This window comes from Streptomyces tubercidicus (assembly GCF_027497495.1).
GTDB lineage: Bacteria > Actinomycetota > Actinomycetes > Streptomycetales > Streptomycetaceae > Streptomyces > Streptomyces tubercidicus.
This window is the reverse complement of record NZ_CP114205.1, coordinates 2,069,468-2,096,176: the sequence shown is the minus strand read 5'-3', so window position 1 is coordinate 2,096,176 and position 26,709 is coordinate 2,069,468. Positions and strand designations below refer to the sequence as shown.

General features: G+C 71.9%; 20 protein-coding genes. 14 read left to right on the top strand and 6 right to left on the bottom strand.

Going from position 1 to position 26,709, the window contains the following annotated elements:
• The first annotated feature begins 259 nt into the window (after positions 1-259).
• From STRTU_RS08850 to STRTU_RS08830, 5 genes are all read left to right on the top strand, one after another.
• Positions 260-1,648: a diaminobutyrate--2-oxoglutarate transaminase family protein gene (locus STRTU_RS08850; RefSeq protein WP_159743038.1), complete on the top strand. Its 1,389-nt coding sequence runs from the start codon at positions 260-262 to the stop codon at positions 1,646-1,648.
• Entirely contained in the window at positions 1,645-3,687 is a 2,043-nt protein-coding gene (locus STRTU_RS08845; protein WP_159743037.1) for an IucA/IucC family protein, read from the top strand. The genes STRTU_RS08850 and STRTU_RS08845 overlap by 4 nt, the downstream gene beginning before the upstream one ends.
• Before the next feature lie 108 nt (positions 3,688-3,795).
• On the top strand, positions 3,796-4,497 hold the full coding sequence (locus tag STRTU_RS08840) for a GNAT family N-acetyltransferase (protein ID WP_159743036.1): 702 nt from the start codon (positions 3,796-3,798) through the stop codon (positions 4,495-4,497).
• 105 nt (positions 4,498-4,602) lie between these two features.
• Positions 4,603-6,369, top strand: coding sequence for an IucA/IucC family protein (locus tag STRTU_RS08835; protein ID WP_159743035.1), 1,767 nt, complete (start codon positions 4,603-4,605; stop codon positions 6,367-6,369).
• 41 nt (positions 6,370-6,410) lie between these two features.
• On the top strand, positions 6,411-8,387 hold the full coding sequence (locus STRTU_RS08830) for an ATP-dependent DNA helicase (RefSeq protein WP_159743034.1): 1,977 nt from the start codon (positions 6,411-6,413) through the stop codon (positions 8,385-8,387).
• Positions 8,388-8,541: 154 nt separating this feature from the next.
• Here STRTU_RS08830 and lexA read toward each other — a convergent pair whose 3' ends face one another.
• Positions 8,542-9,339, bottom strand: coding sequence for a transcriptional repressor LexA (gene lexA, locus STRTU_RS08825; RefSeq protein ID WP_159743033.1), 798 nt, complete (start codon positions 9,337-9,339; stop codon positions 8,542-8,544).
• Positions 9,340-9,888: 549 nt separating this feature from the next.
• Between lexA and nrdR the strand changes: the two genes are divergently transcribed.
• Both nrdR and STRTU_RS08815 read left to right on the top strand, forming a co-directional pair.
• Positions 9,889-10,419, top strand: a complete 531-nt coding sequence (gene nrdR, locus STRTU_RS08820; RefSeq protein ID WP_159743032.1) for a transcriptional regulator NrdR — start codon at positions 9,889-9,891, stop codon at positions 10,417-10,419.
• Between the two features lie 124 nt (positions 10,420-10,543).
• A complete protein-coding gene (locus tag STRTU_RS08815) occupies positions 10,544-13,420 on the top strand; it encodes a vitamin B12-dependent ribonucleotide reductase (RefSeq protein ID WP_159743031.1) in 2,877 nt (958 codons plus the stop codon).
• Between the two features lie 193 nt (positions 13,421-13,613).
• Here STRTU_RS08815 and STRTU_RS08810 read toward each other — a convergent pair whose 3' ends face one another.
• Together STRTU_RS08810 and STRTU_RS08805 are read right to left on the bottom strand one after the other, a co-directional pair.
• Entirely contained in the window at positions 13,614-14,135 is a 522-nt protein-coding gene (locus STRTU_RS08810) for a TerD family protein (RefSeq protein ID WP_159743030.1), read from the bottom strand.
• Between the two features lie 202 nt (positions 14,136-14,337).
• Positions 14,338-14,925: a TetR/AcrR family transcriptional regulator gene (locus tag STRTU_RS08805; RefSeq protein ID WP_159743029.1), complete on the bottom strand. Its 588-nt coding sequence runs from the start codon at positions 14,923-14,925 to the stop codon at positions 14,338-14,340.
• Positions 14,926-15,062: 137 nt separating this feature from the next.
• On the opposite strand from STRTU_RS08805, the gene STRTU_RS08800 reads away from it, so the two are divergent.
• Complete coding sequence (locus tag STRTU_RS08800) at positions 15,063-16,475, top strand: amidase (protein WP_159743028.1); 1,413 nt, start codon at positions 15,063-15,065, stop codon at positions 16,473-16,475.
• Positions 16,476-16,544: 69 nt separating this feature from the next.
• Positions 16,545-17,150 (top strand): YdbC family protein, encoded by a 606-nt coding sequence (locus STRTU_RS08795; RefSeq protein WP_159743027.1) that lies wholly within the window; start codon positions 16,545-16,547, stop codon positions 17,148-17,150.
• A 12-nt stretch (positions 17,151-17,162) separates the two neighbouring features.
• Here STRTU_RS08795 and STRTU_RS08790 read toward each other — a convergent pair whose 3' ends face one another.
• The gene (locus STRTU_RS08790; RefSeq protein ID WP_159743026.1) at positions 17,163-17,942 is read right to left on the bottom strand and encodes a TetR/AcrR family transcriptional regulator; all 780 of its coding nucleotides are present in this window, start codon (positions 17,940-17,942) and stop codon (positions 17,163-17,165) included.
• 452 nt (positions 17,943-18,394) lie between these two features.
• On the opposite strand from STRTU_RS08790, the gene STRTU_RS08785 reads away from it, so the two are divergent.
• The 4 genes from STRTU_RS08785 to STRTU_RS08770 all read left to right on the top strand — a co-directional run bounded on the left by STRTU_RS08785 (position 18,395) and on the right by STRTU_RS08770 (position 21,704).
• Complete coding sequence (locus STRTU_RS08785) at positions 18,395-19,054, top strand: histidine phosphatase family protein (RefSeq protein WP_159743025.1); 660 nt, start codon at positions 18,395-18,397, stop codon at positions 19,052-19,054.
• Between the two features lie 11 nt (positions 19,055-19,065).
• Positions 19,066-19,977 carry an ADP-ribosylglycohydrolase family protein gene (locus STRTU_RS08780; RefSeq protein ID WP_159743024.1) on the top strand — a complete coding sequence of 304 codons (912 nt, stop codon included), beginning with the start codon at positions 19,066-19,068 and terminating at the stop codon, positions 19,975-19,977.
• Positions 19,978-20,285: 308 nt separating this feature from the next.
• On the top strand, positions 20,286-20,987 hold the full coding sequence (locus STRTU_RS08775; protein WP_159743023.1) for a ribonuclease HII: 702 nt from the start codon (positions 20,286-20,288) through the stop codon (positions 20,985-20,987).
• A 66-nt stretch (positions 20,988-21,053) separates the two neighbouring features.
• On the top strand, positions 21,054-21,704 hold the full coding sequence (locus STRTU_RS08770) for a hypothetical protein (protein ID WP_159743022.1): 651 nt from the start codon (positions 21,054-21,056) through the stop codon (positions 21,702-21,704).
• Positions 21,705-21,854: 150 nt separating this feature from the next.
• Here the strand turns inward: STRTU_RS08770 and STRTU_RS08765 are convergent, their stop codons facing one another.
• Both STRTU_RS08765 and STRTU_RS08760 read right to left on the bottom strand, forming a co-directional pair.
• A complete protein-coding gene (locus STRTU_RS08765) occupies positions 21,855-22,562 on the bottom strand; it encodes a hypothetical protein (RefSeq protein ID WP_159743021.1) in 708 nt (235 codons plus the stop codon).
• Positions 22,563-22,777: 215 nt separating this feature from the next.
• The gene (locus STRTU_RS08760) at positions 22,778-24,943 is read right to left on the bottom strand and encodes a RecQ family ATP-dependent DNA helicase (RefSeq protein WP_159743020.1); all 2,166 of its coding nucleotides are present in this window, start codon (positions 24,941-24,943) and stop codon (positions 22,778-22,780) included.
• Between the two features lie 125 nt (positions 24,944-25,068).
• Between STRTU_RS08760 and STRTU_RS08755 the strand changes: the two genes are divergently transcribed.
• Positions 25,069-26,709, top strand: a complete 1,641-nt coding sequence (locus STRTU_RS08755) for a DUF4192 domain-containing protein (RefSeq protein WP_246240275.1) — start codon at positions 25,069-25,071, stop codon at positions 26,707-26,709.

Genomic DNA, 26,709 nt, shown 5'->3' with positions numbered 1-26,709 from the left:
GGACGGAGCCGGTGTGACATGAGCTGGTTCCGCGCGGGTCCGGTCTTTGTCATGAACCTCAAGATCCCGGCGCAACACCCCACTATGCCGGTGACGATGGGGACGGCGGTACTCGGGTCCCCGGTTCCCGGCCGCCAAGGGATCTTGGCGGCAACCGTGATCTCGGGTCGCCGTCGTCGTTGGTACGGACGGGGGACGGCCGGGCCCTTCGCGGGGCCCGCGGCCTTCCGCAGCTCACCAGCAGGAGGACACAACTGCCGTGGCGTTGACCGAAACCGTGCCGGCCGCGCCGGCCCACGAGGGGATCCTGCGCCGTCAGTCCCTGCGTGAGTCCGCCGCCCGCACCTACGCGCGCTCGCTGCCCATCGTCCCGGTGCGCGCCCGCGGGCTCACCATCGAAGGCGCCGACGGCCGGCGCTATCTCGACTGTCTCTCCGGCGCCGGCACCCTGGCCCTCGGCCACAACCACCCGGTGGTGCTCGAAGCGATCCGCACGGTCCTCGACTCCGGCGCCCCCCTGCACGTCCTCGACCTGGCCACGCCCGTCAAGGACGCCTTCACCACCGAGCTCTTCGCCACGCTGCCCGGAGAGTTGGCCGAAAAGGGGCGCATCCAGTTCTGCGGCCCGGCCGGCACGGACGCCGTCGAAGCCGCCTTCAAACTCGTCCGCACCGCGACCGGGCGGGACGGTCTGATGGCCTTCTCCGGCGCCTACCACGGCATGACCTCGGAGGCCCTCGCTGCTTCCGGGGGAGCGCAGCACACCAGCGTGGCCCGGCTGCCCTATCCGTACGACTACCGCTGCCCCTTCGGGACCGGCGGCGATCGCGGCGCCGAACTCGCCGCGCGCTGGACCCAGAACCTCCTCGACGACCACAAGAGCGGGGTGCCCCGCCCGGCCGGGATGATCCTGGAACCCGTCCAGGGCGAGGGCGGGGTGATCCCGGCACCGGACGGCTGGCTGCGGCGGATGCGGGAGATCACCGCCGCCCGGCAGATCCCGCTGATCGTGGACGAGGTGCAGACCGGCGTCGGCCGCACCGGCGCCTTCTGGGCGGTGGACCACAGCGGCATCGTGCCCGATGTGATCGTGCTGTCGAAGGCGATCGGCGGCAGCCTGCCGCTCGCCGTGATCGTCTACCGCGGGGAACTGGACGCCTGGCAGCCGGGTGCCCACGCCGGCACCTTCCGCGGCAACCAGCTCGCCATGGCCGCCGGTGCCGCCACCCTCGCCTACGTCCGCGCCAACGGTCTCGACCGGCGGGCCGGGGAGCTCGGCGCCCGGATGCTCGCCCGGCTCACCGCCCTCGCCGCCGCCCATGACTGCATCGGCGACGTCCGCGGCCGCGGTCTGATGCTCGGCGTCGAACTCGTCGACCGCGACGCCGACGCCGATGCCACGGGCGCCCGACCCGCCGCCCCCGAACTCGCCGCCGCCGTCCGGGACGCCTGCCTGGACCGCGGCCTGATCGTCGAACTGGGCGGCCGGCACTCCGCCGTCGTCCGGCTGCTGCCACCCCTGACCATTACCGACGAACAGGCGGACGCGATCCTCGACCGCCTCGCCGACGCCATCACGGCGGCGGTCCGCACCACCCCCGGGCCGATGGGCTCGTCCCCCACGACACTGCGAGGCACCACCCCATGAACGAACGCCCCGACGGCGGTCAGCCCGCCGAGCGCATCCCCGCCCACCAGGGCGCGGGCACCATCGAGTCGGTGCCCCGCCAGCAGCGGCGGGCCGCGGACGGGACCTGCCACCAGCAGCCCCACGACTTCCCCGAGCGGCCCGTCCTCCAGGGCACCACCGGCCCGCACGACCGCGCCCGCGCCGGTGACCACGACCCGCTCGACCACCCGGATCCGGCGGTCGCCGCCGACGCCGCGGGCATCGAGCATCTGCTGCGCTGCTGGCTCCGGGAGAGCGGCACCCACCACCCCGCCGACGGCCGGCTGCGCCTCCCGCTGCGGGCCGCCGCGAGCGCCCTGATCGTCCCCGTCCGCTACTGGTCGCCCACGGGCTGGCACCGCCTGGGCGCCCCTACCCTCGAAGGCGCCCCGGCCGGTGCCGCCCCGCTGGACGCCGTCACCCTCGCCGCGCTGCTGCGCCGGGAGGCCGCGCACGGCGACCGGCGGGCGTCCGACGGCGGCGAGCACCGCGTGGCGGACGCCGGGGAGCGGCCCGTGGCGGACGGCGGGGAGCGGCCGGAGCCGGACGGCACGCCGCAGCAGGCGCCGGACGGCGACGGCGCCGAACTCGTCGGCCGGGTCGCCAACTCCGTCCGCAATGTCGCCACCTTCCTCACCGACCGGCGCGCCCGGCCCGCCGACGACCACGGCGCCCTCTTCCTCGAAGCCGAACAGTCCCTCCTCCTGGGCCACCCGCTGCACCCCACACCCAAGAGCCGCGAAGGTCTCTCCGAGGCGGAGACCCGCGCCTATTCGCCCGAACTGCGCGGCGCCTTCCCGCTGCACTGGATCGCCGTGCACCGCTCCGTCCTGGCCGCCGACTCCGCCTGGACCGAACGCGGCAAGCCCGTACCGGCCGAGCAGCTCACCCGGCGCTTCGCGGGCAGCGGCTGCCAACTCCCCGACGACACCGTGCCGTTGCCGCTGCACCCCTGGCAGGCCAGGGAACTCGCCGGCCGCCCCGACCTCACCGCGCTCCGCGAGGACGGGCTGCTGCACGACCTCGGCGCCCACGGCCCGCTCTGGCACCCCACCTCCTCCGTCCGCACGGTCTACCGCCCCGACGCGAACGCCATGCTCAAGCTCTCCCTCGGGCTGCGCATCACCAACTCCCGCCGGGAGAACCTCCGTAAGGAACTGGCCCGCGGTGTCGAGGTGCACCGGCTGCTGCGCACCGGCCTCGCCAAGCAGTGGCAGACCGTCCACCCCGGCTTCGACATCGTCCGCGACCCGGCCTATCTCGCCGTCGACGGCCCCGACGGCGCACCCGTCCAGGGCCTCGATGTCGTCATCCGCCACAACCCCTTCAGCACCACCGACGACGCGGTCTGCATCGCCGGTCTCACCTCCCCCCGGCCCTGGCCCGGCCGCTCCGGCGTGCGCTCCCGGCTCGAAGAGCTCGTCGGCACACTCGGCGCCCGCACCGGCCGCCCCCTGGGCGCGGTGGCCACCGAGTGGTTCCTGCGCTACCTCGAAGCGGTCGTCCGGCCCGTGCTGTGGCTCGACGGCACGGCCGGGGTCGTGCTGGAGGCCCACCAGCAGAACACCGTGGTGCTGCTGGACCCCGACGGCTGGCCGGTCGGCGGCCGCTACCGCGACAACCAGGGCTACTACTTCCGCACCTCGCGCCGCGCCGAACTGGAACGACGGCTGCCCGGCATCGGCGCGGCCAGTGACAGCTTCGTCGCCGACGACGTCACCGACGAACGCTTCGCCTATTACCTCGGCATCAACAACGTCCTCGGCCTCATCGGGGCCTTCGGCTCCCAGCGCCTGGTCCGTGAGGAGATCCTGCTCGCCGCCTTCCGCCGCTTCCTCGCCGACGCCGCCGCGGCCCCCCGGGCACACCGCTCGCCGCTCCCGGAACAGCTGCTGGCCGCCCGCACCCTGCGCTGCAAGGCCAATCTGGCGACCCGGCTGCACGGCCTGGACGAACTCGTCGGCCCGGTCGAAACCCAGTCCGTCTACGTCACCCTGCCCAACCCGCTCGCCCCGTAGCCGCCCACCGCGACCCCCGACAGCACACCCCCGCATCCCGTCCCCGGCGCCGGCGCCCCGCGACCCATACGGCCACGCGGCACGCGGCCACGAGAGGAGAGCGTCGCCGTGCCACCCACCGACCCCGGCCTCTGCTACAGCTCCGACGACACCCGCGGCAGTCAACTCCCGCCGGAATGCGGCGCGTTGCCGGAAGGCGGCCCACCGCCGGCGGCGTCCCCGGGCGACCCGGCCGCCGGCCCGCTGCTCGACAACCTGGCGGGCTGGGGACCGGCCGGGACGCCCGCCGGGCCGTTCACGCTCGTGCCCGTACGGCCGGACCGCGATCTCGACCGGATCACGGGCTGGATGAACGACCCGGCCGTCGCCGCTTTCTGGGAGCTGGCCGGCCCGCCGGAGACCACCGCCGCCCATCTGCGCGGCCAGCTCGACGGCGACGGCCGCAGCGTGCCCTGCCTCGGTGTGCTGGCCGGGGTCCCGATGAGCTACTGGGAGATCTACCGCGCCGACCTCGACCCCCTCGCCCGCCACTACCCCGCCCGGCCCCAGGACACCGGCATCCATCTGCTCATCGGCGGAGCCGCCGACCGGGGGCGCGGGCTGGGCACCCTCCTGCTGCGCGCCACCGCCGATCTCGTCCTCGACCACCGCCCCCGGTGCACCCGGGTCGTCGCCGAGCCCGATCTGCGCAACACCGCCTCCGTCGCGGCCTTCCTGAGCGCGGGGTTCCACTGCGCCGACGAGATCGAACTGCCCGCGAAACGCGCGGCGTTGATGATCCGCGACCGCGCCCCCCGCCAGTCGCTCTGACCCCGGGGCCGTCCGTCGACGGTCCCGCTCCGGCCCGCCGTCCACCGCGCTGCCCCGGTTGTCCCCCGTACGAGCCGGGGCGGTCCCGCTTCGAGGAGTCCCGCCTTGTCTCCTGAGCCCCAGCCCTCGCACCACGCCTGGCAGCACGCCGCGCGCCGACTCTTCGCCAAGACCCTGGCGGAGTTCGCCTACGAGGAGATCCTCACCCCCGAGCCCGACGGCACCGCCCCCGACGGCACCCCCCGATACCGTCTGCCGGTCACCGACACCCTCGTCTACCGCTTCCGCGCCCGGCGCGGCGCCTACGGCCACTGGCGCGTCGACCCCGATTCGATCACGCCGGACACCGACCCCTTCCACTTCCTCACCCATGCCCACGACACCGTGCTGGGCCTGTCCGGCGACACCACCGGCCATCTCATCCGCGAGCTGACCGCCACCCTCGCCGCCGACTCCCGCCTCGACGCCACCGCGCTCAGCGCCGCCGAACTCGCCGACCTGGACTACGCCTCCCTCGAAGGCCACCAGACCGGCCACCCCTGGCTCGTCGCGAACAAGGGCCGGCTCGGCTTCTCCGCCACCGACGCCGCGACCTGGGCCCCCGAGTCCTGCACCGCCCGCCGCCTGCCCTGGCTCGCCGCGCACCACAGCATCGCCCACTACCGCGGTATCCCCACCCTGGCCACCCCCGACCGTCTCTACGGCGAGGAACTCGCCCCCGCCACCCGCCACACCTTCGCCCGCACCATCAGCGACGAGGGCCTCGACCCCGCCGACTACCTCTATCTCCCCGTGCACCCCTGGCAATGGGACGAGACCATCGCCCCGCTCTTCGCCCCGCAGCTCGCGGACAGAACCATCATCGCGCTGCCCACTGACAATGACCTCCGCCTGCCGCAGCAGTCGATCCGCACCTTCCTCAACCTCAGCCGGCCCGAGGCCCGGACGGTCAAGCTGCCGCTGTCCATCCTCAACACCCTCGTCTGGCGCGGTCTTCCCACCGAACGCACCCTCGCCGCGCCCGCCGTCACCCGCTGGGTCCACGGCCTGCGTGACGCCGACCCCTATCTGCGCGACGAGACCCGGGTGATCCTGCTCGGCGAGACCGCGTCCGTCACCGTCGAGCACCCGCTCTACGACCGGCTGCCCGGCGTCCCGTACCAGTTCAAGGAGCTGCTCGGCTGTATCTGGCGCGAGCCGGTCAGCAGCCAGCTGGACCCCGGCGAACGCGCCCGCACCCTGGCCGCGCTGCTGCAGACCGACCCCCACGGCCACGCTCTGACCGCCGAGCTGGTGCGCCGCTCCGGACTGGCCCCGCGCGCCTGGCTGGTCCGGCTGTTCGCCGCGCTGCTGCCGCCGCTGCTGCACTTCCTCTACCGCTACGGCACGGTCTTCTCCCCCCACGGCGAGAACGCCATCGTCGTCTTCGACGAGCACGACGTCCCCACCCGCCTCGCGGTCAAGGACTTCGTCGACGACGTGAACACCAGCTCCCGGCCGCTCCCGGAGCACGACTCCATGCCGGACGATGTACGCGCGGTGCTGCTGACCGAACCGCCCGCCTTTCTCACCCAGTTCATCCACTCCGGGCTGTTCGTCGGCGTCTTCCGCTACCTCGCGCCGCTGTGCGCGGACCAACTGGACGTGCCCGAGGCCGAGTTCTGGTCACTCGTCCGGGCGGAGATCCTGCGCCACCACGAACGTTTCCCCGCTCTCAAGGAGCGCCACGAGACCTTCGACCTGCTCACCCCGCGGATCGAGCGGCTGTGCCTGAATCGCAACCGTCTGCATGTGGACGGCTACCGGGACCGCACCGACCGCCCGCACGCGGTCGTGCACGGCACCGTCCCCAATCCGCTCCACCTGCCGTGACGGACCCGGCTGTCAGTGGTCCCGCGTAGGCTTGCAGCGCTATGACAAAGCCCTCCCTCCCCGATCTGCTCCACGCCGCCGTCACCGCCGTCGGCGGCACCGAGCGCCCCGGCCAGGTGGCGATGGCCGAGGCCGTCGCCGGGGCCGTGGACGACCAGGCCCATCTGCTGGTGCAGGCCGGCACCGGCACCGGCAAGTCCCTCGGCTATCTGGTGCCGGCGCTCGCCCACGGCGAGAGAGTGGTGGTCGCCACGGCCACCCTGGCGCTGCAGCGCCAGCTCGTCGAGCGCGATCTGCCGCGGACGGTCGACGCCCTGCATCCGCTGCTGCGCCGCCGCCCCGAGTTCGCCATGCTCAAGGGCCGCTCCAATTACCTGTGCCTGCACCGCCTGAACGAGGGCGTCCCGCAGGAAGAGGAGGACGGCCTCTTCGACGTGTTCGAGCAGGCGACGCCCACCAGCAAGCTTGGCAAGGACCTGCTGCGGCTGCGCGACTGGGCGGGCGAGACCGAGACCGGCGACCGCGACGCGCTGACCCCCGGAGTCTCCGACCGCGCCTGGGGCCAGGTGTCCGTCTCCTCCCGGGAGTGCCTGGGCGCCTCGAAGTGCGCCTACGGGGCGGAGTGCTTCGCCGAGGCCGCCAGGGAGCGCGCCAAGCTCGCCGATGTGGTCGTCACCAACCACGCGCTGCTCGCCATCGACGCGATCGAGGGCGCCCCGGTCCTCCCGCAGCACGAGGTCCTGATCATCGACGAGGCCCATGAGCTGGTCTCCCGGGTCACCGGCGTCGCCACCGGCGAGCTCACCCCCGGCCAGGTCAACCGCGCCGTCCGCCGGGCCGCCAAGCTCGTCAACGAAAAGGCCGCCGACCAGCTCCAGACGGCCTCGGAGACCTTCGAGCGCCTCATGGAGCTGGCCCTGCCCGGCCGCCTGGAGGAGATCCCCGAGGACCTCGGCTACTGCCTGATGGCGCTGCGCGACGCGGCCCGTACGGTCATCTCGGCGCTCGGCTCGACCCGCGACAAGTCGGTCCAGGACGAGGACGCCGTCCGCAAGCAGGCCCTCGCCTCGCTGGAGAACGTGCACGCCGTCGCCGAGCGCATCGCGAACGGCTCCGAGTACGACGTGGTCTGGTACGAGCGCCATGACCGCTTCGGCGCGTCCCTCCGGGTGGCTCCGCTGTCCGTCTCGGGCCTGCTGCGCGAGAAGCTCTTCGACGACCGTTCGGTGACCCTCACCTCCGCCACCCTCAAACTGGGCGGCGACTTCAACGGCGTCGCCGCCTCCCTGGGGCTGTCCCCCGAGGGCACGGAAGGCGAGGACATCCCGCCCTGGAAGGGCCTGGACGTCGGCTCCCCCTTCGACTACTCGAAGCAGGGCATCCTGTACGTCGCCAAGCATCTGGCCCAGCCGGGCCGGGAGGGCAGCCGTACGGACATGCTCGATGAGCTCACCGAGCTGATCGAGGCGGCGGGCGGCCGCACCCTCGGCCTGTTCTCCTCCATGCGCGCCGCCCAGGCCGCCGCCGAGGAGCTGCGCGGCCGTCTGGACCTGCCGATCCTCCTCCAGGGCGAGGAGACCCTGGGCGAGCTGATCCGCGCCTTCGCCGAGGACGCCCGTACCTGCCTGTTCGGCACGCTCTCCCTCTGGCAGGGCGTCGATGTACCGGGCCCGAACTGCCAGCTGGTGGTGATGGACCGGGTGCCGTTCCCGCGTCCGGACGACCCGCTGATGAGCGCCCGGCAGAAGGCCGTGGAGGAGGCCGGCGGCAATGGCTTCATGGCGGTCGCGGCGACCCATGCGGCCCTGCTGATGGCCCAGGGCGCCGGCCGTCTGGTCCGTGCCACCGGCGACCGCGGTGTGGTCGCCGTCCTCGACCCACGGGTGGAGCGGGCCCGCTACGGCTCCTTCCTCCGCAAGTCGATGCCCGAGTTCTGGTACACCACCGACCGCAATCAGGTCCGCCGCTCGCTGGCCGCCATCGACGCGGCGGCAAAGACCTCCCAGGCCGACGCATAGACGGCGCACCATCCGGGTTGTTGCGCCGCACCCCTCAAGTGAGCAACCCCCACCGGACCCCAACCTGCTCTGCGAGAGCGGCGCCGGCATAGGCGCACAGCGCAGAGCCCCGGAACCGGCGCAGTGGTTCCGGGGCTCGGTCGTGAGGGGTGGGTCAGACGCGGCGCAGTACCGCCACCACCTTGCCGAGGATGGTCGCCTCGTCACCGGGGATCGGCTGGTACGCGGAGTTGTGCGGCAGCAGCCACACATGGCCGTCCTCGCGCTTGAAGCGCTTCACGGTGGCCTCGCCGTCCAGCATGGCGGCGACGATGTCCCCGTTCTCGGCGACCGGCTGGCGGCGGACCGTGACCCAGTCGCCGTCGCAGATGGCGGCTTCGATCATGGAGTCGCCGACGACCTTCAGCACGAACAGTTCGCCGTCGCCGACGAGCTGGCGGGGGAGCGGGAAGACGTCCTCGACCGACTCCTCCGCGAGGATCGGGCCACCGGCGGCGATCCGGCCGACCAGCGGGACATAGGACGCGGCGGGCTTGCCCGCGGTCTCCGTCGCGGCGGTGCTGGTCTGGTCCGAACCGCGGACCTCGTAGGCCCGGGGGCGGTGCGGGTCGCGCCGCAGGAAGCCCTTGCGTTCGAGCGCCATGAGCTGGTGCGCGACGGACGAGGTGCTGGACAGCCCCACCGCCTGGCCGATCTCGCGCATGGACGGCGGGTAGCCGCGCCGCTGCACGGAATCCCGGATCACTTCGATCACCCGGCGCTGGCGGTCGGTGAGTCCGGAGCTGTCGGCGCGGATCCCTGGGGGCCGGCCGGGCAGTGCGCGGGCGGGCTTCTGCTCTTCGGAGTCCAACGTGGCGTCGTCCATCGGCCGCTGTGCCTTCTGCGGGTGCTCGAACCGGCTCTGGGAGTGGCTTTGTGCGGTGATGGTCGCGCTGTCTGCGGTGGTGGTCACGTCGGCCCCTCTCGAAATGTTCTCCCTAGTTAGCCAACGGTAGTTGCTTTCGAAAGGTTGCGCCAAACACACGTTCGAGTGAAATATTCGCAGATCGGCTACCGGGATCAAGTGGCTGGGTGTATGGCCGAGCAATATTTCGGGCCCGTGGCGGGGTGCGTTCACCCCGTTTTCCGGCCGGGCGGCGGGCCGGCCCGCCGTCGCGCGGGGGCCTCGGCGGACGGCCGTTCCGACTCGGTCGATTCTGTCATCCCGGCCCCGCCGCACCGCCGGCCGGGTGGCTTCCCGTACTCTCATGGGCGACCGACCGGCCCGCCTCCGCCGCGACACGCGGTAGGCAGATGTAAGCGGCCCGACACCACATCTTGTGGTGGGATGCGTTCGGTCACCCAGAAGTTGTGGTGCCTGGTCCCTCGGAGGGTCCGGGATCGCCTATGCTGGTGGCTACTCCGAAGGGCCCGTACGGACCAGGCGGAGGTCTGTCGCCGTACGCCGGGCTCGTTGGCGTACGTACGTCCGTATATCACAGGGTGAGGAGGGTGGAGAGCCATGCACTGCCCCTTCTGCAGGCACCCGGACAGCCGGGTCGTCGACAGCCGCACCACCGATGACGGGACGGCGATCCGCCGGCGCCGCCAGTGCCCCGACTGCTCCCGCCGTTTCACGACCATCGAGACGGCGTCACTGATGGTGATCAAGCGGAGCGGGGTCACCGAGCCCTTCAGCCGCAACAAGGTCATCGCGGGAGTACGCAAGGCGTGCCAGGGCCGGCCGGTCACCGAGGACGCCCTCGCCAAGCTCGGCCAGCGGGTCGAGGAGGCGGTGCGCGCCACCGGCAGCGCCGAGCTGTCCACCCATGACGTCGGGCTCGCCATACTGGGCCCGCTGCAGGAACTCGACCTGGTCGCGTACCTGCGCTTCGCGTCCGTTTACCGGGCCTTCGATTCACTTGAGGACTTCGAGGCGGCCATCGCCGAGCTGCGGGAGCAGCGCGAGCAAGGACCGCCCGGACCGGAATGCGGGACGGAGGGAGAGGCCGGCGGACCGGCCCTCCCCGTCCCCGCCACCGCCGCCGACTGAGCTCGGCGCGCATCCAGGACCTGTACCGGGGCGAGAGCAGGGCGTCCCGGCAGCAGAAAGACATACACCGTGCCACGGAATGCGTGCGCACATATGGGCGTTTGCCCGTATACAGGGAGGCGGCATGACAGAGACGACGAGCGGCCCGGCACGAGGCTCCCGCGCCAAGGGCAGCAAGGCGAGCAAGGGTCTGCGTATCGAGCGCATCCACACCACGCCCGGCGTGCATCCGTACGACGAGGTGGAGTGGGCGTCTCGCGACGTCGTCATGACCAACTGGCGCGACGGCTCGGTCAACTTCGAGCAGCGTGGCGTCGAGTTCCCCGAGTTCTGGTCGGTGAACGCGGTCAACATCGTCACGAGCAAGTACTTCCGTGGCGCGGTGGGGTCCCCGACCCGTGAGGCGAGCCTCAAGCAGCTCATCGACCGGGTGGTCAAGACCTACCGGAAGAGCGGCGAGGAGAACGGCTACTTCGCCTCCCCGGCGGACGCCGAGATCTTTGAGCACGAGCTGGCGTACGCCCTGCTCCACCAGGTCTTCAGCTTCAACTCGCCGGTGTGGTTCAACGTCGGCACCCAGCAGCCGCAGCAGGTCAGCGCCTGCTTCATCCTCTCCGTCGACGACTCCATGGAGTCGATCCTCGACTGGTACAAGGAAGAGGGGATGATCTTCAAGGGCGGCTCCGGCGCCGGCCTGAACCTCTCCCGTATCCGCTCCTCCAAGGAGCTGCTCTCCTCCGGTGGCAACGCCTCCGGCCCGGTTTCCTTCATGCGCGGCGCCGATGCGTCGGCCGGAACGATCAAGTCGGGCGGCGCCACCCGCCGTGCGGCCAAGATGGTCGTCCTGGACGTGGACCACCCGGACGTCGAGGCCTTCATCGAGACCAAGGTGAAGGAAGAGGAGAAGGTCCGCGCGCTGCGCGACGCCGGCTTCGACATGGACCTGGGCGGCGACGACATCACGTCCGTCCAGTACCAGAACGCCAACAACTCGGTCCGGGTGAACGACGAGTTCATGAAGGCCGTCGAGACCGGCTCGAAGTTCGGGCTGCGCGGCCGGATGACCGGTGAGGTCATCGAGCAGGTCGACGCCAAGGGGCTCTTCCGCAAGATGGCGGAGGCCGCCTGGGCGTGCGCCGACCCCGGCATCCAGTACGACGACACCATCAACCACTGGCACACCTCGCCGGAGTCGGGCCGGATCACCGCGTCCAACCCCTGCAGCGAGTACATGCACCTGGACAACTCCTCGTGCAACCTCGCCTCGCTCAACCTCCTGAAGTTCCTGCGCGACGACGACCTGGGTAACCAGTCCTTCGACGCGGAGCGCTTCGCCAAGGTCGTCGAGCTGGTCATCACCGCGATGGACATCTCCATCTGCTTCGCCGACTTCCCCACCCAGAAGATCGGCGAGACCACCCGCGCCTACCGCCAGCTGGGCATCGGCTACGCCAACCTCGGCGCCCTGCTGATGGCCACCGGCCACGCCTACGACTCCGACGGCGGCCGCGCGCTGGCCGGTGCCATCACCTCCCTGATGACCGGCACCTCCTACCGCCGCTCGGCCGAACTGGCCGCGGTCGTCGGCCCGTACGACGGCTACGCCCGTAACGCCGAGGCCCACAAGCGCGTCATGAAGCAGCACTCGGACGCCAACGGCACCGCGGTGCGCATGGACGACCTGGACACCCCGGTGTGGGCGGCGGCGACCGAGGCCTGGCAGGACGTGGTGCGCCTCGGCGAGAAGAATGGCTTCCGCAACGCCCAGGCGTCGGTGCTGGCCCCGACCGGCACCATCGGCCTGATGATGGACTGCGACACCACCGGCGTCGAGCCGGACCTGGCGCTGGTCAAGTTCAAGAAGCTGGTCGGCGGCGGCTCCATGCAGATCGTGAACAACACGGTCCCCAAGGCGCTCAAGCGGCTCGGCTACCAGCCCGAGCAGGTCGAGGCGATCGTCGCCCACATCGCCGACCACGGCAATGTCGTCGACGCCCCGGCCCTGAAGACCGAGCACTACGAGGTCTTCGACTGCGCCATGGGCGTGCGCTCGATCTCCGCCATGGGCCATGTGCGCATGATGGCCGCCGCGCAGCCCTTCCTCTCCGGTGCGATCTCCAAGACGGTCAACGTCCCGGAGACGGCCACCGTCGAGGAGATCGAGGAGGTCTACTTCGAGGGCTGGAAGCTCGGCCTGAAGGCGCTGGCGATCTACCGCGACAACTGCAAGGTCGGCCAGCCGCTCTCCGCCAAGAAGAAGGAGGAGGAGAAGAAGGCCGAGCCGGTCGCCGAGAAGAAGGTCGTCGAGTACCGCCCGGTGCGCAAGCGCCTCCCCAAGGGCCGTCCCGGTATCACCACCTCCTTCACGGTCGGCGGCGCCGAGGGCTACATGACCGCCAACTCCTACCCGGACGACGGTCTCGGTGAGGTCTTCCTGAAGATGTCCAAGCAGGGTTCGACCCTCGCGGGCATGATGGACGCCTTCTCCATCGCGGTGTCGGTGGGCCTCCAGTACGGCGTTCCGCTGGAGACCTACGTCTCGAAGTTCACCAACATGCGCTTCGAGCCGGCCGGTATGACGGACGACCCGGACGTGCGGATGGCCCAGTCGATCGTCGACTACATCTTCCGCCGTCTGGCGCTGGACTTCCTGCCGTTCGAGACCCGCTCGGCGCTCGGCATCCACTCCGTCGAGGAGCGCCAGCGCCACCTGGAGACCGGTTCGTACGAGCCGTCCGAGGACGAGGTCGACGTCGAGGGCCTGGCCCAGTCGGCGCCCCTCCGCACGGAGTCGGTGACGGAGTCCACCCCCGCGGCGAAGATCGTCGAGGAGGCCGCCGCCCTGGCCCCCAAGCAGGCGCACACCAACGCCGAACTCGTCGAGATGCAGCTGGGCATCAACGCCGACGCCCCCCTGTGCTTCTCCTGCGGGACGAAGATGCAGCGGGCCGGCAGCTGCTACCTGTGCGAGGGCTGCGGGTCGACCAGCGGGTGCAGCTGACGACGAACGGCACGGCGTCCGACGCACCCCTGAGCCTCAGCCGCTGAGGGCGCCACACCGCACGTGAGAGGGTGCCGACCATGGGTCGGCACCCTCTTCGGCGTTTCGGAACCGGGAGTGCGGCATACGGGCGGGCTGAGGACCGGGCCCCGGTGGCCCTGTAGCGAGAGCCGCACGCGCGCGGCTGCCCGTATCAGCGGCCCATTTCCGCGGTGAACGCGTTCGGGTCGGTGTCGAAGCCCCGGAGCGCCGAGCGGAAGCGCCACTGGCCCGACTCGTCCCGGGTGAATTCGGCGACCGTCGCGGCAGTCGCCCCCGCGACGTCGGCGAAGTCGTGCTCCATCAGGTCGGTGTACCCCTCGCGGATCCGTACGGCGGTGTTCGCGATCTCGCCGAAGACCTTGCGGCCCTCGCCCTGCTGGATGGCGACCCCGACGATCACCCGGGTGTAGGTCTCGGCCAGCCGGTCCAGCTCCAGCGTCATGATCTCGTCGAAGCCGAACCCCTGGCCGGTCCTGCTGTCCCGGTTGAGGGTGATGGTCCCGTCCGGAGACCGGCTGTCGAAGTGCACCAGATAGGCCGGATCGCCGTGCGGTGCGTCGGCCGTGTAGGTCGCCGCGACGAGGTCGAGGTCATTGTCCGGCGTCCCGGCGGGGCTCGGGTCCCACTTGAGCGTTACCTCGACCTTCTCGATCCCTTTGCTGAGCGTGCTCACCGGACTCCTCCCGTCATCTCCCGGGGGTGTGGCGCGGCCTGCGCGGTCAGGCGGCCAACTCCCCGGGGCTTCCCGTTGGCTGTCCATCGTGCCACGCCTCACGGCGCGTAGGCGGAGTGAACTGCCCCTGGTCACCCGTGGTTTGCCTCCACTGTGAGTGGCTGGAAAGTGCCGTCCGTCCCGTGGGATCGGCGGATGCGGCTCAGCCTGTCCGCTCGCCCCAGAGGTGGTTGAGCTGGCCGTCCAGTACGCCCAGTGCCTCGGCGGGGGAGAGGTGGCCGATCAGGACATGCGTGGTGAGGCCGTCGGCCAGGGCGAGGAGGGTGCGGGCCGCACGGTCCGGGTCGGCCGTGTCGGATGCCTCGGCGATCAGCTGGGTGAACACCCTGTGCAGACCGGCGTAGTTGCTCCGCAGAATTCCGGCCAGGGTCGGACTGACGGCGGCCTGCGCCACAAAGGCCAGCCAGACCCGTGCCTCGGCGCGCTGCTCCTCCTGGACCAGCGACACCTCCGCCGCGGTGTGCCCCAGTGCCGTACGGGCCGACTGGGCGGGCGAGGCGGTGAGCCGGGCCGCGACCCGCGCGGTGACCCGCTCGCCGATGTGGCCGAGCGCGAAGACCAGCATCTCCTCCTTGGTGCCGAAGCAGCGCTGGACGGCACCCATGGACACCTTCGCGCGGGCCGCCACGTCGCGGAGCGTGACGCCCTCCAGACCGCTCTCATCGGCGAGTTGGCACACCGCCTCGGCGATCTGCCGGCGCCGGCTCTCGTGGTCGACCTGCTTGGGCATGCCCGCACTCCGTTTATTCGATGCGCATGTATCGGAAACAAGGTTACGATGCTGAAGTGATGCAAGCGCATCGGAACGTCAGGGGCGGCCCCGGCGGCCCAGGAGAGGGCCGGTCGAGGCCGTGGGAAGGGGAGGACATGCGCGACACGCTGTGGGAGATGACGGCCCGCGCCCAGGCGGCGGCGGTACGCACCGGTGAGGTGTCGGCGGTGGAGCTGGTCGAGGCGCATCTGGAGCGGATCGCCGCGGTCAACCCGGCCGTCAACGCCGTTACTCAGCTGCTCGCCGAGCGAGCGCGGGACGACGCGGCGGAGGTCGACCGGAGGCGTGCGGCGGGTGCGGAGCCGGGGCCGCTGGCGGGTGTGCCGTTCACCGTGAAGGAGACCACGGCCATTCAAGGTGTGCCGACGACCTACGGCGCGGAGCGCTTCCGCGACTTCGTCGCGCACGCCGATGCGCCCCCGGTCGCCCGCCTGCGCGCGGCGGGCGGTATCCCCATCGGGCACAGCAATATGCCAACGCTCATCCTGGCCGGCATCCATACCCGCAGCCAGCTGTACGGGGACACCGTGAACCCCTGGAGTACTACGGTCACGCCGGGCGGCAGCAGTGGCGGTGACGGCGCGGCCGTGGCAAGCGGTATGGCCCCGCTCGGACTCGGCAACGACGCCGGAGGGTCGGTGCGCCTTCCCGCGTCCTTCTGTGGCGTCGCGGGTCTGAAGCCGACCTACGGGCGGTTCGCCGCCGATCACCGCGTCGGCCCGGACGACCCCTCGCTCGCCACCCAGTTCCTGGTGGTCGACGGCCCGTTGGCCCGTACGGTCGGTGATCTGCGGCTCGCGTACGAGGTGCTGGCCGGGGCCGATCCGCGCGACCCGAGGGCCGTACCGGTGCCGCCCTACGGGGCGCCGCCGGCGCGTCCCCTCAAGGTGGCGATGGTGGCGGATCCCGGCGGCGGTGGTGTGCATCCCGCGGTGCACCGGGCCGTGGAGAGCGCGGCGGACGCGCTGCGGGATGCCGGGTACGAGGTCAGCGAGGTGGCGGACGTTCCGCGGCTGGACGATGCCCTCGACGCCTACGCCCGGATGACGCTCACCGAGTTCGCCACCGCCTGGCCGGCCGTCAAGCCGTTGCTCGGGGAGGGCGGCCATCGCTATGTCGAGTGGGGCATGGCGAGGTCGGCCCCCGTGGAACTGCCGGAGTATCTGCGGCTCACCGGGGTGCGGATGGGCATCCAGCGGGACTGGGCGGCCTTTCTGGACGAGTACCCGCTGGTCCTGGGGCCGGTGTTCACCGATCCGCCGTTCGCTCCGGGGGAGGAGCTACGGGACGAGGAGAGTCACCGGCGGGTGCAGCACGCGCTGCGGCTGTGTACCGCGACCAGTTTCGTCGGGGTGCCCGCGGTGGCCGTCCCCACCGGGGTGGTGGACGGGCTCCCGTACGGAGTGCAACTGATCGGGCGCTCCTACCGGGAGGATCTGTGCCTGACGGCGGCCGAGGCGGTGGAGCGGCGGCTCGGTGTCCGTACGCCCATCGATCCGCGCCCGTAAGGAAGTTCGGGGTGGGAGGAGAGTGACGCGCAGTGATCCCGGTCCGCCCTTGGGCCGTACGATGGCGCGGTGCTTGTCAAGTGGATTCGCCTCACCGTCGTGGACCGTCGAGGGTTCGAGCGGGGGCAGCGGAAATGGGCGGGGCTGCTGGGTGAGCCGGGGTTCCGTGGCCAGGGCGGGGGATGGAGCCGTGGGCGGCCGGGCGTCGCGCATCTGGTCGCCTTCTGGGAGAGCCGGGCGTTCTACGACTCCTTCATGGCGCGCTCGCACGACCGGCTGGCGGCCGCCCAGGTCGGCACGTTCAAGGACGCCCAAGTCCGGCTGTTCGAGCACGAGTTTGATGTGAAGGTGGGCTTCCGCCCGTCGTTCGGCGATGTGGATGTCCTGCGGCTGGCGCACTGCCAGGTGCGGCAGGACCGGGTGGATCACTTCATGCTGATGCAGGAGAAGGTCTGGAACCCGGCGATGGCGGGTTCGCCGGGCATGCTGCGCGGGATGCTGGGGCGGGCTCCGGGGGAGGAGTTCCTGGTGCTGTCGTTGTGGCAGTCGGCGGCCGAGCGGGGGAAGTACCGTCCGGAGCGGGTGGAGCGGCTGGCGCTGCGTGCCCAGATAGCCGCCGATGTCCGGGCGATCGCGGGGGACGTGGTGCAGCTCGAACCGTCGTGGACGGTGTGAGGGGCGGCACGGTCAGGGGGCTGCTCCGGGGGAGGCGTCCGCCCGGTCGGCGGCCCGGTCGGCGGTTGTGAACGCCCCGGCGCGGGCGGCCGCCAGTGTTGCCGCCACGGCCTGCTCGGCAACGGTGTCGTCGACCGGCTCCCGGGTGATGAACAGGCGGAAGAACAGCGGCGCGGAGACGGACCGGACGAGCGCTCCGGCGTCGATGTCACCGTGCGGGCGGGTGCCGATGCCGCCGTGTGGGCCGGCGCCGGAGGCGCCGTCCGCCGGGGTGTCCGCTGTGGTGCCCGGGGCCGCGGCCAACTCCCCGCGTCGCACGGCGCGTTCGACGAGAGTCTCGCAGCGCGCGAACCGCTCGGTGTAGTAGTCGCGCAGGGCCTCGGCCGCCCGCTCCGACTGGAAGGCCGCGGCGATCATCGCGGACCCCGAGGTGGCCACGGCCGGGTCGGTGAACGAAGCGACGACCTCCTGGGCCAGGGCGCGCAGATCGCCCTCCAGGGATCCGGTGTCCGGCGGGACCCAGCTGTCCTCGCCCGCAAGATCCAGCGCGTCCGCCACCAGTCCCTCAACGTCCTTCCAGCGCCGGTAGAGCGTCGTCTTGTGCACGCCGGAGTGGGCGGCGACATATTCGACGGTCAGCCCCGGATAGCCGTGTTCGCTGAGGCCGGCCAGTACCGCGTCGCGGACGGCGGCGCGGGTGCGTGCCGTACGGCCGCCGGGCCGCCGGGTGCCGGGGGTGGGTGCGGAGGCGCCGCTCTCGCGGCCGCTGTCGGGCGCCGGCTGATCAGACAATTGCTACTCCTGTTGCGTTAGTGAGTCCCGTCTGGCATCATCATCGTAATGCGACGAAGGTTGCATTTACCTTGCGGGGGGATCGATGCCCACTCAGAATTCCTTGCACGACATCACCCACTCATACGGCGACCGCCTGCTGCGCGGCGGCGCCTCCCGGTCGATGCGCCCCGGGCGAGCGCATCGGAATCGTGGCGGAGGGCGGCGCCGGGAAGCCGACGCCGCTACGCATCGTCGCAGGTGCCGAGCGGCCAGATGGAGGCGGGCGAGCGACCGGAAGAAGGCCATGTGGTGCACCAGGCCGACGGTGCCATCGGCTGCCTCGCCCAGACCCCTGACCTCTCCCCGGACCACACCACCCAGGACGCGACCGACGCCCCCGATCCCGTACGACCGGGCTGCGACCACGGCAGCGTGCGACATGCGCAAGGCGCCCGATCTAGGCTGGCGGCATGGCTCGGCCCCGACGCATCGTTCTCATCCGCCACGGGGAGTCGGAGGGGAATATCGACGACACCGTGTACGAGCGGGAACCCGATCACGCACTCGCCCTCACCGGGGCGGGGATGCGGCAGGCGGCGGAGGCCGGTGTCGCGGTCCGGGAGATGTTCGGCGACGAGCGGGTCTCCGCCTATGTCTCGCCGTACCGCCGCACCCACCAGACCTTCCGGGAGCTCCGCCTCGACCCCGCCAGGGTCCGGGTGCGCGAGGAGCCCCGGCTGCGCGAGCAGGACTGGGGCAACTGGCAGGACCGCGAAGACGTGCGCCGACAGAAGGCCTATCGGGATGCCTACGGCCATTTCTTCTACCGCTTCGCCCAGGGGGAGTCCGGAGCCGATGTCTACGACCGGGTCGGGGCGTTCCTGGAGAGCCTCTGGCGCAGCTTCGAAGATCCCCACCACCCGCCGAACGTCCTGATCGTCACGCACGGGCTCACCATGCGCCTGTTCTGTATGCGCTGGTTCCACTGGACGGTGGCGGACTTCGAATCGCTGTCCAACCCCGGCAACGCGGAATGGCGCACCCTGCTGCTCGGCCCGGACGGCCGCTACACCCTTGACCGGCCCTTCGAGCGCTGGTGTGAACCCCTTCCTTATGGGGCCACCGGTTAGAGTGCACACCGATGACCCTCGACCACCGTGACGCAGACCGCCGTGAGCGGGCCCTGGCGAGCCTGCGCGGACTGTCCGTGGGTGATGCCCTCGGATCCCAGTTCTTCGTCCCCGCGAACTACCCCTCCCTCAAGCGCCGCGAGCCGCCTCCCGCCCCCTGGCAGTGGACCGACGACACCGAGATGGCCTGCTCCGTCCTCGCCGTCCTCACCACCCATGGACGGATCGACCAGGACGCCCTCGCCCGCTCCTTCGCCGACCACCACGACGTCGACCGTGGCTACGGTCCGGCCGTCAACCGCATGCTGCGGCTGATCCGCGAGGGCGGCGACTGGCGCGAGCTGGCGTCCGGGCTCTTCAACGGCCACGGCTCGTGGGGCAACGGAGCCGCGATGCGCATCGCTCCCCTCGGTGCCTGGTACGCCGACGACCCCGAGCAGGCCACCCACCAGGCGGAGATCTCCGCCTACACCACCCACCAGCACCGCGAGGCCGTCGTCGGCGCCATGGCCGTCGCCGCCGCGGCCGCCCTGGTGGCCGACCCGGCCCGCGGCACCGGCCCCGAGCAGCTGCTCGACGGGGTGCTGGCGCTGATCCCGCGCAGCGCCGTACAGGCCGGGCTGCGCCGGGCCCGCGACATGCTCGACTACGCCGACTCCGGCACCGTCGCCGCGGTCCTGGGCTGCGGACGACGCACCAGCGCCCACGACACCGTGCCCTTCGCCCTGTGGGCCGCCGCCCGGCATCTCGGCAACTACGAGCGGGCGTTCTGGACCACCGTGCAGGCGGGTGGCGACGTCGACACCACCTGCGCCATCGTCGGCGGCATCGTCGCCGCCGCCGGACGCGCCGGCGCCCCGCCCGAGGCGTGGCTGGACGGCGCCGAGCCCCTCCCGCCGTGGGCCCCCGCCCTCGCCGACTGATCACCGCCGTACCGCCGCACCCCTTGCTCCCCTCACCCGTCGCGAGCCGATCATCCGCGCCCGCTCCCGTGTCCTGCTGCGCCCTCCAACAGGCGGTTCCGCTCGGCGACTTGGGCTCCATACGAGTGCGTGCGCGGCAACGGAACGACGGCGTCCGCTACCGGCCCCGGCCCACCCGCGCCCGCTTCGGCATACCCGTCGGTAGCGGCCCCGCCCGGTCCCGCTCCCACAGTCGTCGGCACCGATTGCCGCCAGGTGTGGATCCGATGCGGACGGCCGGCCCGAATAGGCGTAACCTTGCTGGCGCCATGCCGTACGAGCCCCCCACACATTCCGTCGAGCGATCATTGCGCGCCACGACGGGCGCCAAGATCGTTGCAGGTGTCGACGAGGTCGGACGCGGAGCGTGGGCCGGTCCGGTCAGCGTCTGCGCAGCGATCACCGGACTGCGCCGGCCACCCGACGGACTCACCGATTCCAAGCTGCTGACCCCCAAGCGCCGCACCGAACTGTGCGAGGTGCTCGGCGAGTGGGTCACGTCGTGTGCCCTGGGGCACTCCTCACCGGAGGAGATCGACGAGCTGGGTATGACCGCTGCCCTGCGGCTCGCGGCCGTACGCGCCCTGGAGGCGCTGCCGGTCCGGCCGGACGCGGTCATCCTCGACGGCAAGCACGACTACCTGGGCATGCCGTGGCGGGTCCGCACGGTCATCAAGGGCGACCAGTCCTGTATCGCGGTTGCCGCCGCATCCGTGATCGCCAAGGTGCGACGCGACGCGATGATGACCGAACTGGGCCTGGCCCACGCCGACTTCGACTTCGCGGCCAACGCCGGGTACCCCTCGCCGACCCATCGCATCGCCCTGGAGGAGTACGGTCCTACGCCGCACCACCGAGTGTCGTGGTCCTACATGGACGCCCTGCCCCGGTGGCGGCATCTGAAGAAGGTGCGCATCACCCCCGAAGCAGCCGCTCTGGAAGCCGGTGGCCAACTCGGCTTCGACTTCTGAGCGGTGTGGACATGAATTCGGTACCCGATGACATGTTCCGCACTTACGTTTGATAGACATCCCTTTATGCCTCTCATCCCCGAGGAGCCTCAGATTCACGAGAGTGTCCCGGGTCCCCGCGCAACTCCGGCCGCCGGCCGTACCGCGTCGACCCCCCGCCCCGTTCCTGGTCCCGGTCCCCGCCCCGCGCCTCCGCGTGGCGCTCCCGCGTCCAGTGTCCGTCCGGGCAAGCCCGGACCTGCTGCCCCGCCGCGTGGGCCTGTCGCCGCTCCGCCGGCGCAGCGCACCAACTCCCCGCAGCCGTCGGCCGATTCGCCCGGCACCGCTGCGGGAGCGCAGCTCCAGCTGATCCCGGCCCCCGCCGGCGGCGCCGTCGACGCTGCCGACGAGGCCGTCGATCTGCTGCTGGACTCCGGGCGTGCGCCGGGTGAAATCCTGGTGCTGACCACCGGCGAAACCCACCCGTGGGCCGCGCATGAACAGTCCTTCGGCGAGGCGTCCTACTGGGCCCAACACGACGCCGCGGACGATGTGTTCTACGCGGACGCCGCGGCCGAGCGTGCCACCGGACGGCCTGTCGTGGTCGTCGCCGTGAACGGCGGTTCGGACGAGGTCACCGCGCGGGCGCTGCCCGCGGCGATGGCCCGTGCCGGAATGTTGATGATCGTCTGCGGTGACCCGCAGCGCATCAACGCCGTGCTCGGCGCCCCCGCCTGACCGCTGCCGGTTCGCGCAACAGCCCGTCGGCCCTGGAGGCCGTCGGGCTCGCTTGCGCATCCGGCGGCGACGCCCGGCACGGCCGTGCCGGGCAGGGTGGCCCGCTGCCCCGCCTGTGCGGTAGCCCGGTCCGCCGGTCCGCCGGTCCCCTCAGCGCGCCGCGGTGTGCCGATGGGCCTCCGGGGCGCCTCCGCCGGTGCACCGTGGCACCGACCGGTTCTGCCCGGGAATGCCCATGGCCGTGCGCGGGGCCTCCGGACGTGCTGCCGTCGCGCGAAGCGTCTCCCTGCGCCCCGCCGCCGAAGGGGCCGGTTCACCCAGCGGCTGGTCCATGGGGGACGGCGTGGGGCGGCGCCCGCCCCGGTCCTCGCCCAGTACTTGCCAGCGGTCCGGGGTCAGCGTGATGTAGGCCCCGCAGCGCAGCCCGTGCAGGGTGCAGGCGTCGCGCAGTCCCCACATCCACGCCCCGTCGGTCTCGGTCCAACGGGGCTCGCCCGCACGGCAGTAGAGCAGCACGGCGGTGCGCACCGGCGCACGCAGCCGCAGATCGTGCGGGATCACCCGGCGTAGATGCGCGAGCAGCACATTGCGGAACTCCCAGCCATCGGGAGCGGCCGCGAGCTCGGTGAACGAAGCGCTGGCCGTCACCCGCTCCTGCGGATCGAGCACCGCGACGATGGCCGTCGACGGCCCCGGGCGATGACGATCGTGCAGCCCGACGACGAGCTCACGAGGGCTGCGCAGCAACGGGATACCGGCCGAGGCCCATTCGGCGGGCGCCAGCATGCGTCCCAGCCGGGCGGAATCGGCGGACACGGGCGGGGACACAGGTGGAGGCGAGGCGAAACCGAAGGTCACGTTCCTCCCTTTGTCTACGCGTCCGCACCTCGGGCGCCGGGCCGGCGCGGTACGCACCACGACATGGCCCTGCCTGACCACGGACGGCCGGTAAGGGGAAGCAACCCCAATTCTCGCGGTCGCACAGGCATGCGGCAACGAGCAATTCCCGCACATGGGTTAAATGGCCCCATGTATCCCAAATGTCCCCGCGTAGTGCAGTGGGTCCAACGGGCTCAGCCCTGTACGGCGAGGACCAACGGAAACACCTCCTCCGCTCCGGCCCGGCGCAGCAGCCGGGCGGCCACGGCCAGGGTCCAGCCGGTGTCGGCGTAGTCATCCACCAGCAGCACCGGACCACCCGCCGCGGCCAGGGCCCGCGCCAGCTCCGGCGGCACGCCCAGCGAACCGTGCAGGGCCCGCAGTCGCTGGGCGCTGTTGCTGCGCGGAATCCTGCCGTCGGCACCGTCGTCCGACGAGGTCACCGTGCCCAGGAACGGCATCCGGCCGACCGCGGCGATCCGCTCGGCCAGCGACCGGATCAGCTGCGGACGGCTACGTGAGGAGAGCGCGACGACACCCACCGGGCGGGCCGGCGCCTCCGCCGCTCCCGAGGCCCAACCGCCGGGCCCCTTCGCCCAGTCGGCGAGAACCGTGACCACCGCGGCCGCCACATCGTCCGGCACCGGACCGTCCGGAGCCTGCGGGGCGAGCATCGGACGCAGCCGGTTGCCCCACCCGATGTCGGAGAGCCGCCCCAGAGCGCGGCCGGTCGCGGCCAGCTCGCCCGCCGGGATGCGCCCCTTGAGATCGACCCCGACGGCCGGCAGCCCCGTCGGCCACATCCGGCGCGGCTCGACCTCTACCCCCGGCCGCCCCAGCTCACCGCGCGCCGCGTCCAGCGATGCGGCCGACACCTCGGTGGTGAACCGCGCCCCGGCACAGTTGTCACAGCGGCCGCACGCCACCGCCGCCTCGTCGTCCAACTGCCGCCGCAGAAACTCCATCCGGCAGCCCGTCGTGCCCGCGTACTCCCGCATGGCCTGCTGTTCGGCCTCGCGCTGACGTGACACCCACGCGTAGCGCTCGGTGTCGTACGCCCACGGCCGGCCCGTGGACATCCAGCCCCCCTTGACGCGCTGCACGGCGCCGTCCACATCGAGGACCTTGAGCATGATCTCCAGGCGCGAGCGGCGCAGTTCGACCTGCGGCTCCAGGGCCGGCAGCGACACCGGCCGGCCGGCGGCTGCCAGGACGTCCAGGGTCCGCCGCACCTGCTCCTCGGGCGGGAACGCCAGTGAAGCGAAGTACTTCCAGATCGCCTCGTCCTCCCGTCCGGGCAGCAGCAGCACCTCGGCATGCTCCACCCCACGGCCGGCCCGGCCCACCTGCTGGTAGTACGCGATGGGGGACGACGGCGAGCCCAGATGCACCACGAACCCCAGATCGGGCTTGTCGAAGCCCATGCCCAGCGCCGAGGTCGCCACCAGCGCCTTGACACGGTTGGCGAGCAGATCGTCCTCGGCCTGCTGGCGGTCCGCGTTCTCCGTCTTGCCGGTGTACGAGGAGACCGTGTGCCCCCGGTGGCGGAGGAACGCCGTGATCTCCTCGGCGGCGGCGACGGTGAGCGTATAGATGATCCCCGAGCCCGGCAGTTCGTGCAGATGGTCCGCGAGCCAGGCGAGCCGATGCGCGGCATCCGGCAGCGGGAGCACCCCCAGGCTCAGACTCTCCCGGTCCAGCGGCCCGCGCAGCACCAGCGCCTCCGTGGAGCCCTCGCCCGTTCCGAGCTGTTCGGCGACATCGGCGGTCACCCGCGCGTTGGCCGTCGCGGTGGTGGCGAGCACCGGCACACCGGGCGGGAGATCGGCGAGCATCGTACGCAGCCGCCGGTAGTCCGGCCGGAAATCGTGCCCCCAGTCGGAAATGCAGTGCGCCTCGTCGACGACGAGCAGGCCCGTCGCCGCGGCGAGCTTGGGTAGCACCTGATCACGGAAATCGGGGTTGTTGAGCCGCTCCGGGCTCACCAGCAGGACATCCACCTCACCGGCCGCCACCTCGGCCTGGACGGTGTCCCACTCCTCGGTGTTGGCGGAATTGATCGTGCGCGCGCGAATCCCCGCGCGCGCGGCCGCCTCGACCTGATTACGCATCAGAGCGAGCAGCGGGGAGACGATCACGGTCGGTCCGCTGCCGCGCTCGCGCAGCAGCGCCGTCGCGACGAAATAGACCGCGGACTTGCCCCAGCCCGTGCGCTGCACGACCAGGGCGCGGCGGTGGTCGGCGACCAGGGCCTCGATCGCGCGCCACTGATCCTCGCGCAGCCTGACCTCGCCCTCGCGATCTCCGACGAGGCGGGTCAGGACGGCATCGGCTGCGGCACGCAGATCTTCGTTGCTCATGCCCCCATGCAACCCGATGCCACTGACATCGCGCGAACCCCCGACCGAACCTGTGGATAACCTCGTCGCCCGCGAGTTATCCACAGGGGTCGCGGCGCAGCGGCCGGCCGCGGGATCTTCGATTCATGAATCCGCACAGCGAACCGAGCAAGCGCACCGGCGACAGCAACCCCGCCGCCACCTCCCCTCACTCGTCCGCCCCGACCCCCTCGAACTCCCCCCGCCCGCCCAAGCCGTCGGCCCCGGCCAACCCCTCGAACACCACCAGGCCCTCCCGCCGCATCGCACCGAGCGGCCCCACTGACCCCACCAGCGCCGCAGAACCGGCCGGACCGGCCGACCCCGCACACACCACCAACCCTCCCGCGCGCCCCGACCCCGCCTACATCGCCGGCTCCCAGACTCCGTCCGACGCCTCCCACGCCTCCGCTTACACCTCCTCCGCCGATGAGAGCCCCGCGCCCGGCGCCGATGCCCAGGTCACCCTGCGCAGTCCGGCCGAGCTCGCCGACGCCCTTCCGTATTTCCTCGGCTTCTATCCGGACGACAGCGTCGTGATGGTCGCCCTGCACGGTGAGCGCGGACGCTTCGGCGGCCGGGTCAGGCTCGGCATCCCGACCGACACCGCGCAGTGGCCGGATGTCGCCGACCAGCTCGCCGACTGTCTGATCTCGGCAGGCCAGGAGCGTGACGACCGGCCCGCGGCGATCATCGTCTACCTCTGCCAGGAGCCCGCAACGGGCGAGAGCGGCAAGGACGTCAGGGACCGGCTGCGCCCGCTCGCCCAGCGGCTGCGCACCGCCTGCGGCGCGCTCGACGTACCAGTCCTGGAAGCTCTCTGTCTCTCCAACGGCCGCTTCTGGTCCTACTGCTGCCCCGACTTCCGCTGCTGCCCCGCCGAGGGCACACCCATGGTCATGCCGGGCACGTCCGTGATGGCCGCAGCCGCCGCCTACGCGGGAATGCAGGTGCGCGGCTCCCTCAAGGAGATGGAGGCCAGGCTGCGGCCCCGCACCGGACCGCGGGCCGCCGACCAGCAGAAGGCGCTGGACGCGGCAGCCGCTGCGCTGTTGCCGCGCATGCTCCGGCGGGACGGGGCGGTGGCTGTCCGCCGGGAGACCCTCGATCTGGCCAACGCCATGATCCGCCGGTTCCGACTGGACACCCCCTCGGGCAGCAACCGGGCCAGGGACGCCTGCGACGACGCGCTGATCACCGACTCCGAGGCCGCTGATCTCATCCTCGGCATCCAGGACCGGGTCACCCGTGACCGGGCGGCGGAGTGGATGGACGGCCCCACAGCCGCGCCGGCTCTCCGGCTCTGGCGTGCCCTCGCCCGCCGCTGTGCCGGAGGCTATGCCGAACACGCGGCGGCACCGCTCACCCTCGCCGGCTGGGTGTGCTGGTCCACCGAGGACGGACCCTCGGCGCGCGTCGCTCTTAGCTGCGCCTTGGCCCTCGACCCCGACTACACCTTCGCCCAGCTGCTGCACCACGCCATCAACGAAGGCCTCGATCCGGAGCCGCTGCGCCGCTGCCTGCGCGAGCAGCACCAAGAAGCGGTCGCCGCCGGCGAGGCGCCCACCTCTTCGACCGCTCCGGCCGCCAAGGAGACACCGCGGCCCACAAAGCGCCCCGGGTCGCCCCGCCCCGGACCTGCCGGCCGCCCCCGGGGCCCGCGCGGCGCGACAGGTCCCGGCACCCGTACGACCGACGGACGCGGCAGGCGCCGGGCCGGCCGGGACGGCGACCGGAGCCGACGGTGA

Coding starts and splice junctions, on each gene's coding strand:
- STRTU_RS08845 (WP_159743037.1), top strand. CDS start 1,645: ATGAACGAACGCCCCGACGGCGGTCAGCCCGCCGAGCGCATCCCCGCC.
- STRTU_RS08830 (WP_159743034.1), top strand. CDS start 6,411: ATGACAAAGCCCTCCCTCCCCGATCTGCTCCACGCCGCCGTCACCGCC.
- nrdR (WP_159743032.1), top strand. CDS start 9,889: ATGCACTGCCCCTTCTGCAGGCACCCGGACAGCCGGGTCGTCGACAGC.
- STRTU_RS08815 (WP_159743031.1), top strand. CDS start 10,544: ATGACAGAGACGACGAGCGGCCCGGCACGAGGCTCCCGCGCCAAGGGC.
- STRTU_RS08805 (WP_159743029.1), bottom strand. CDS start 14,925: ATGCCCAAGCAGGTCGACCACGAGAGCCGGCGCCGGCAGATCGCCGAG.
- STRTU_RS08800 (WP_159743028.1), top strand. CDS start 15,063: ATGCGCGACACGCTGTGGGAGATGACGGCCCGCGCCCAGGCGGCGGCG.
- STRTU_RS08785 (WP_159743025.1), top strand. CDS start 18,395: ATGGCTCGGCCCCGACGCATCGTTCTCATCCGCCACGGGGAGTCGGAG.
- STRTU_RS08780 (WP_159743024.1), top strand. CDS start 19,066: ATGACCCTCGACCACCGTGACGCAGACCGCCGTGAGCGGGCCCTGGCG.
- STRTU_RS08775 (WP_159743023.1), top strand. CDS start 20,286: ATGCCGTACGAGCCCCCCACACATTCCGTCGAGCGATCATTGCGCGCC.
- STRTU_RS08770 (WP_159743022.1), top strand. CDS start 21,054: ATGCCTCTCATCCCCGAGGAGCCTCAGATTCACGAGAGTGTCCCGGGT.
- STRTU_RS08760 (WP_159743020.1), bottom strand. CDS start 24,943: ATGAGCAACGAAGATCTGCGTGCCGCAGCCGATGCCGTCCTGACCCGC.
- STRTU_RS08755 (WP_246240275.1), top strand. CDS start 25,069: ATGAATCCGCACAGCGAACCGAGCAAGCGCACCGGCGACAGCAACCCC.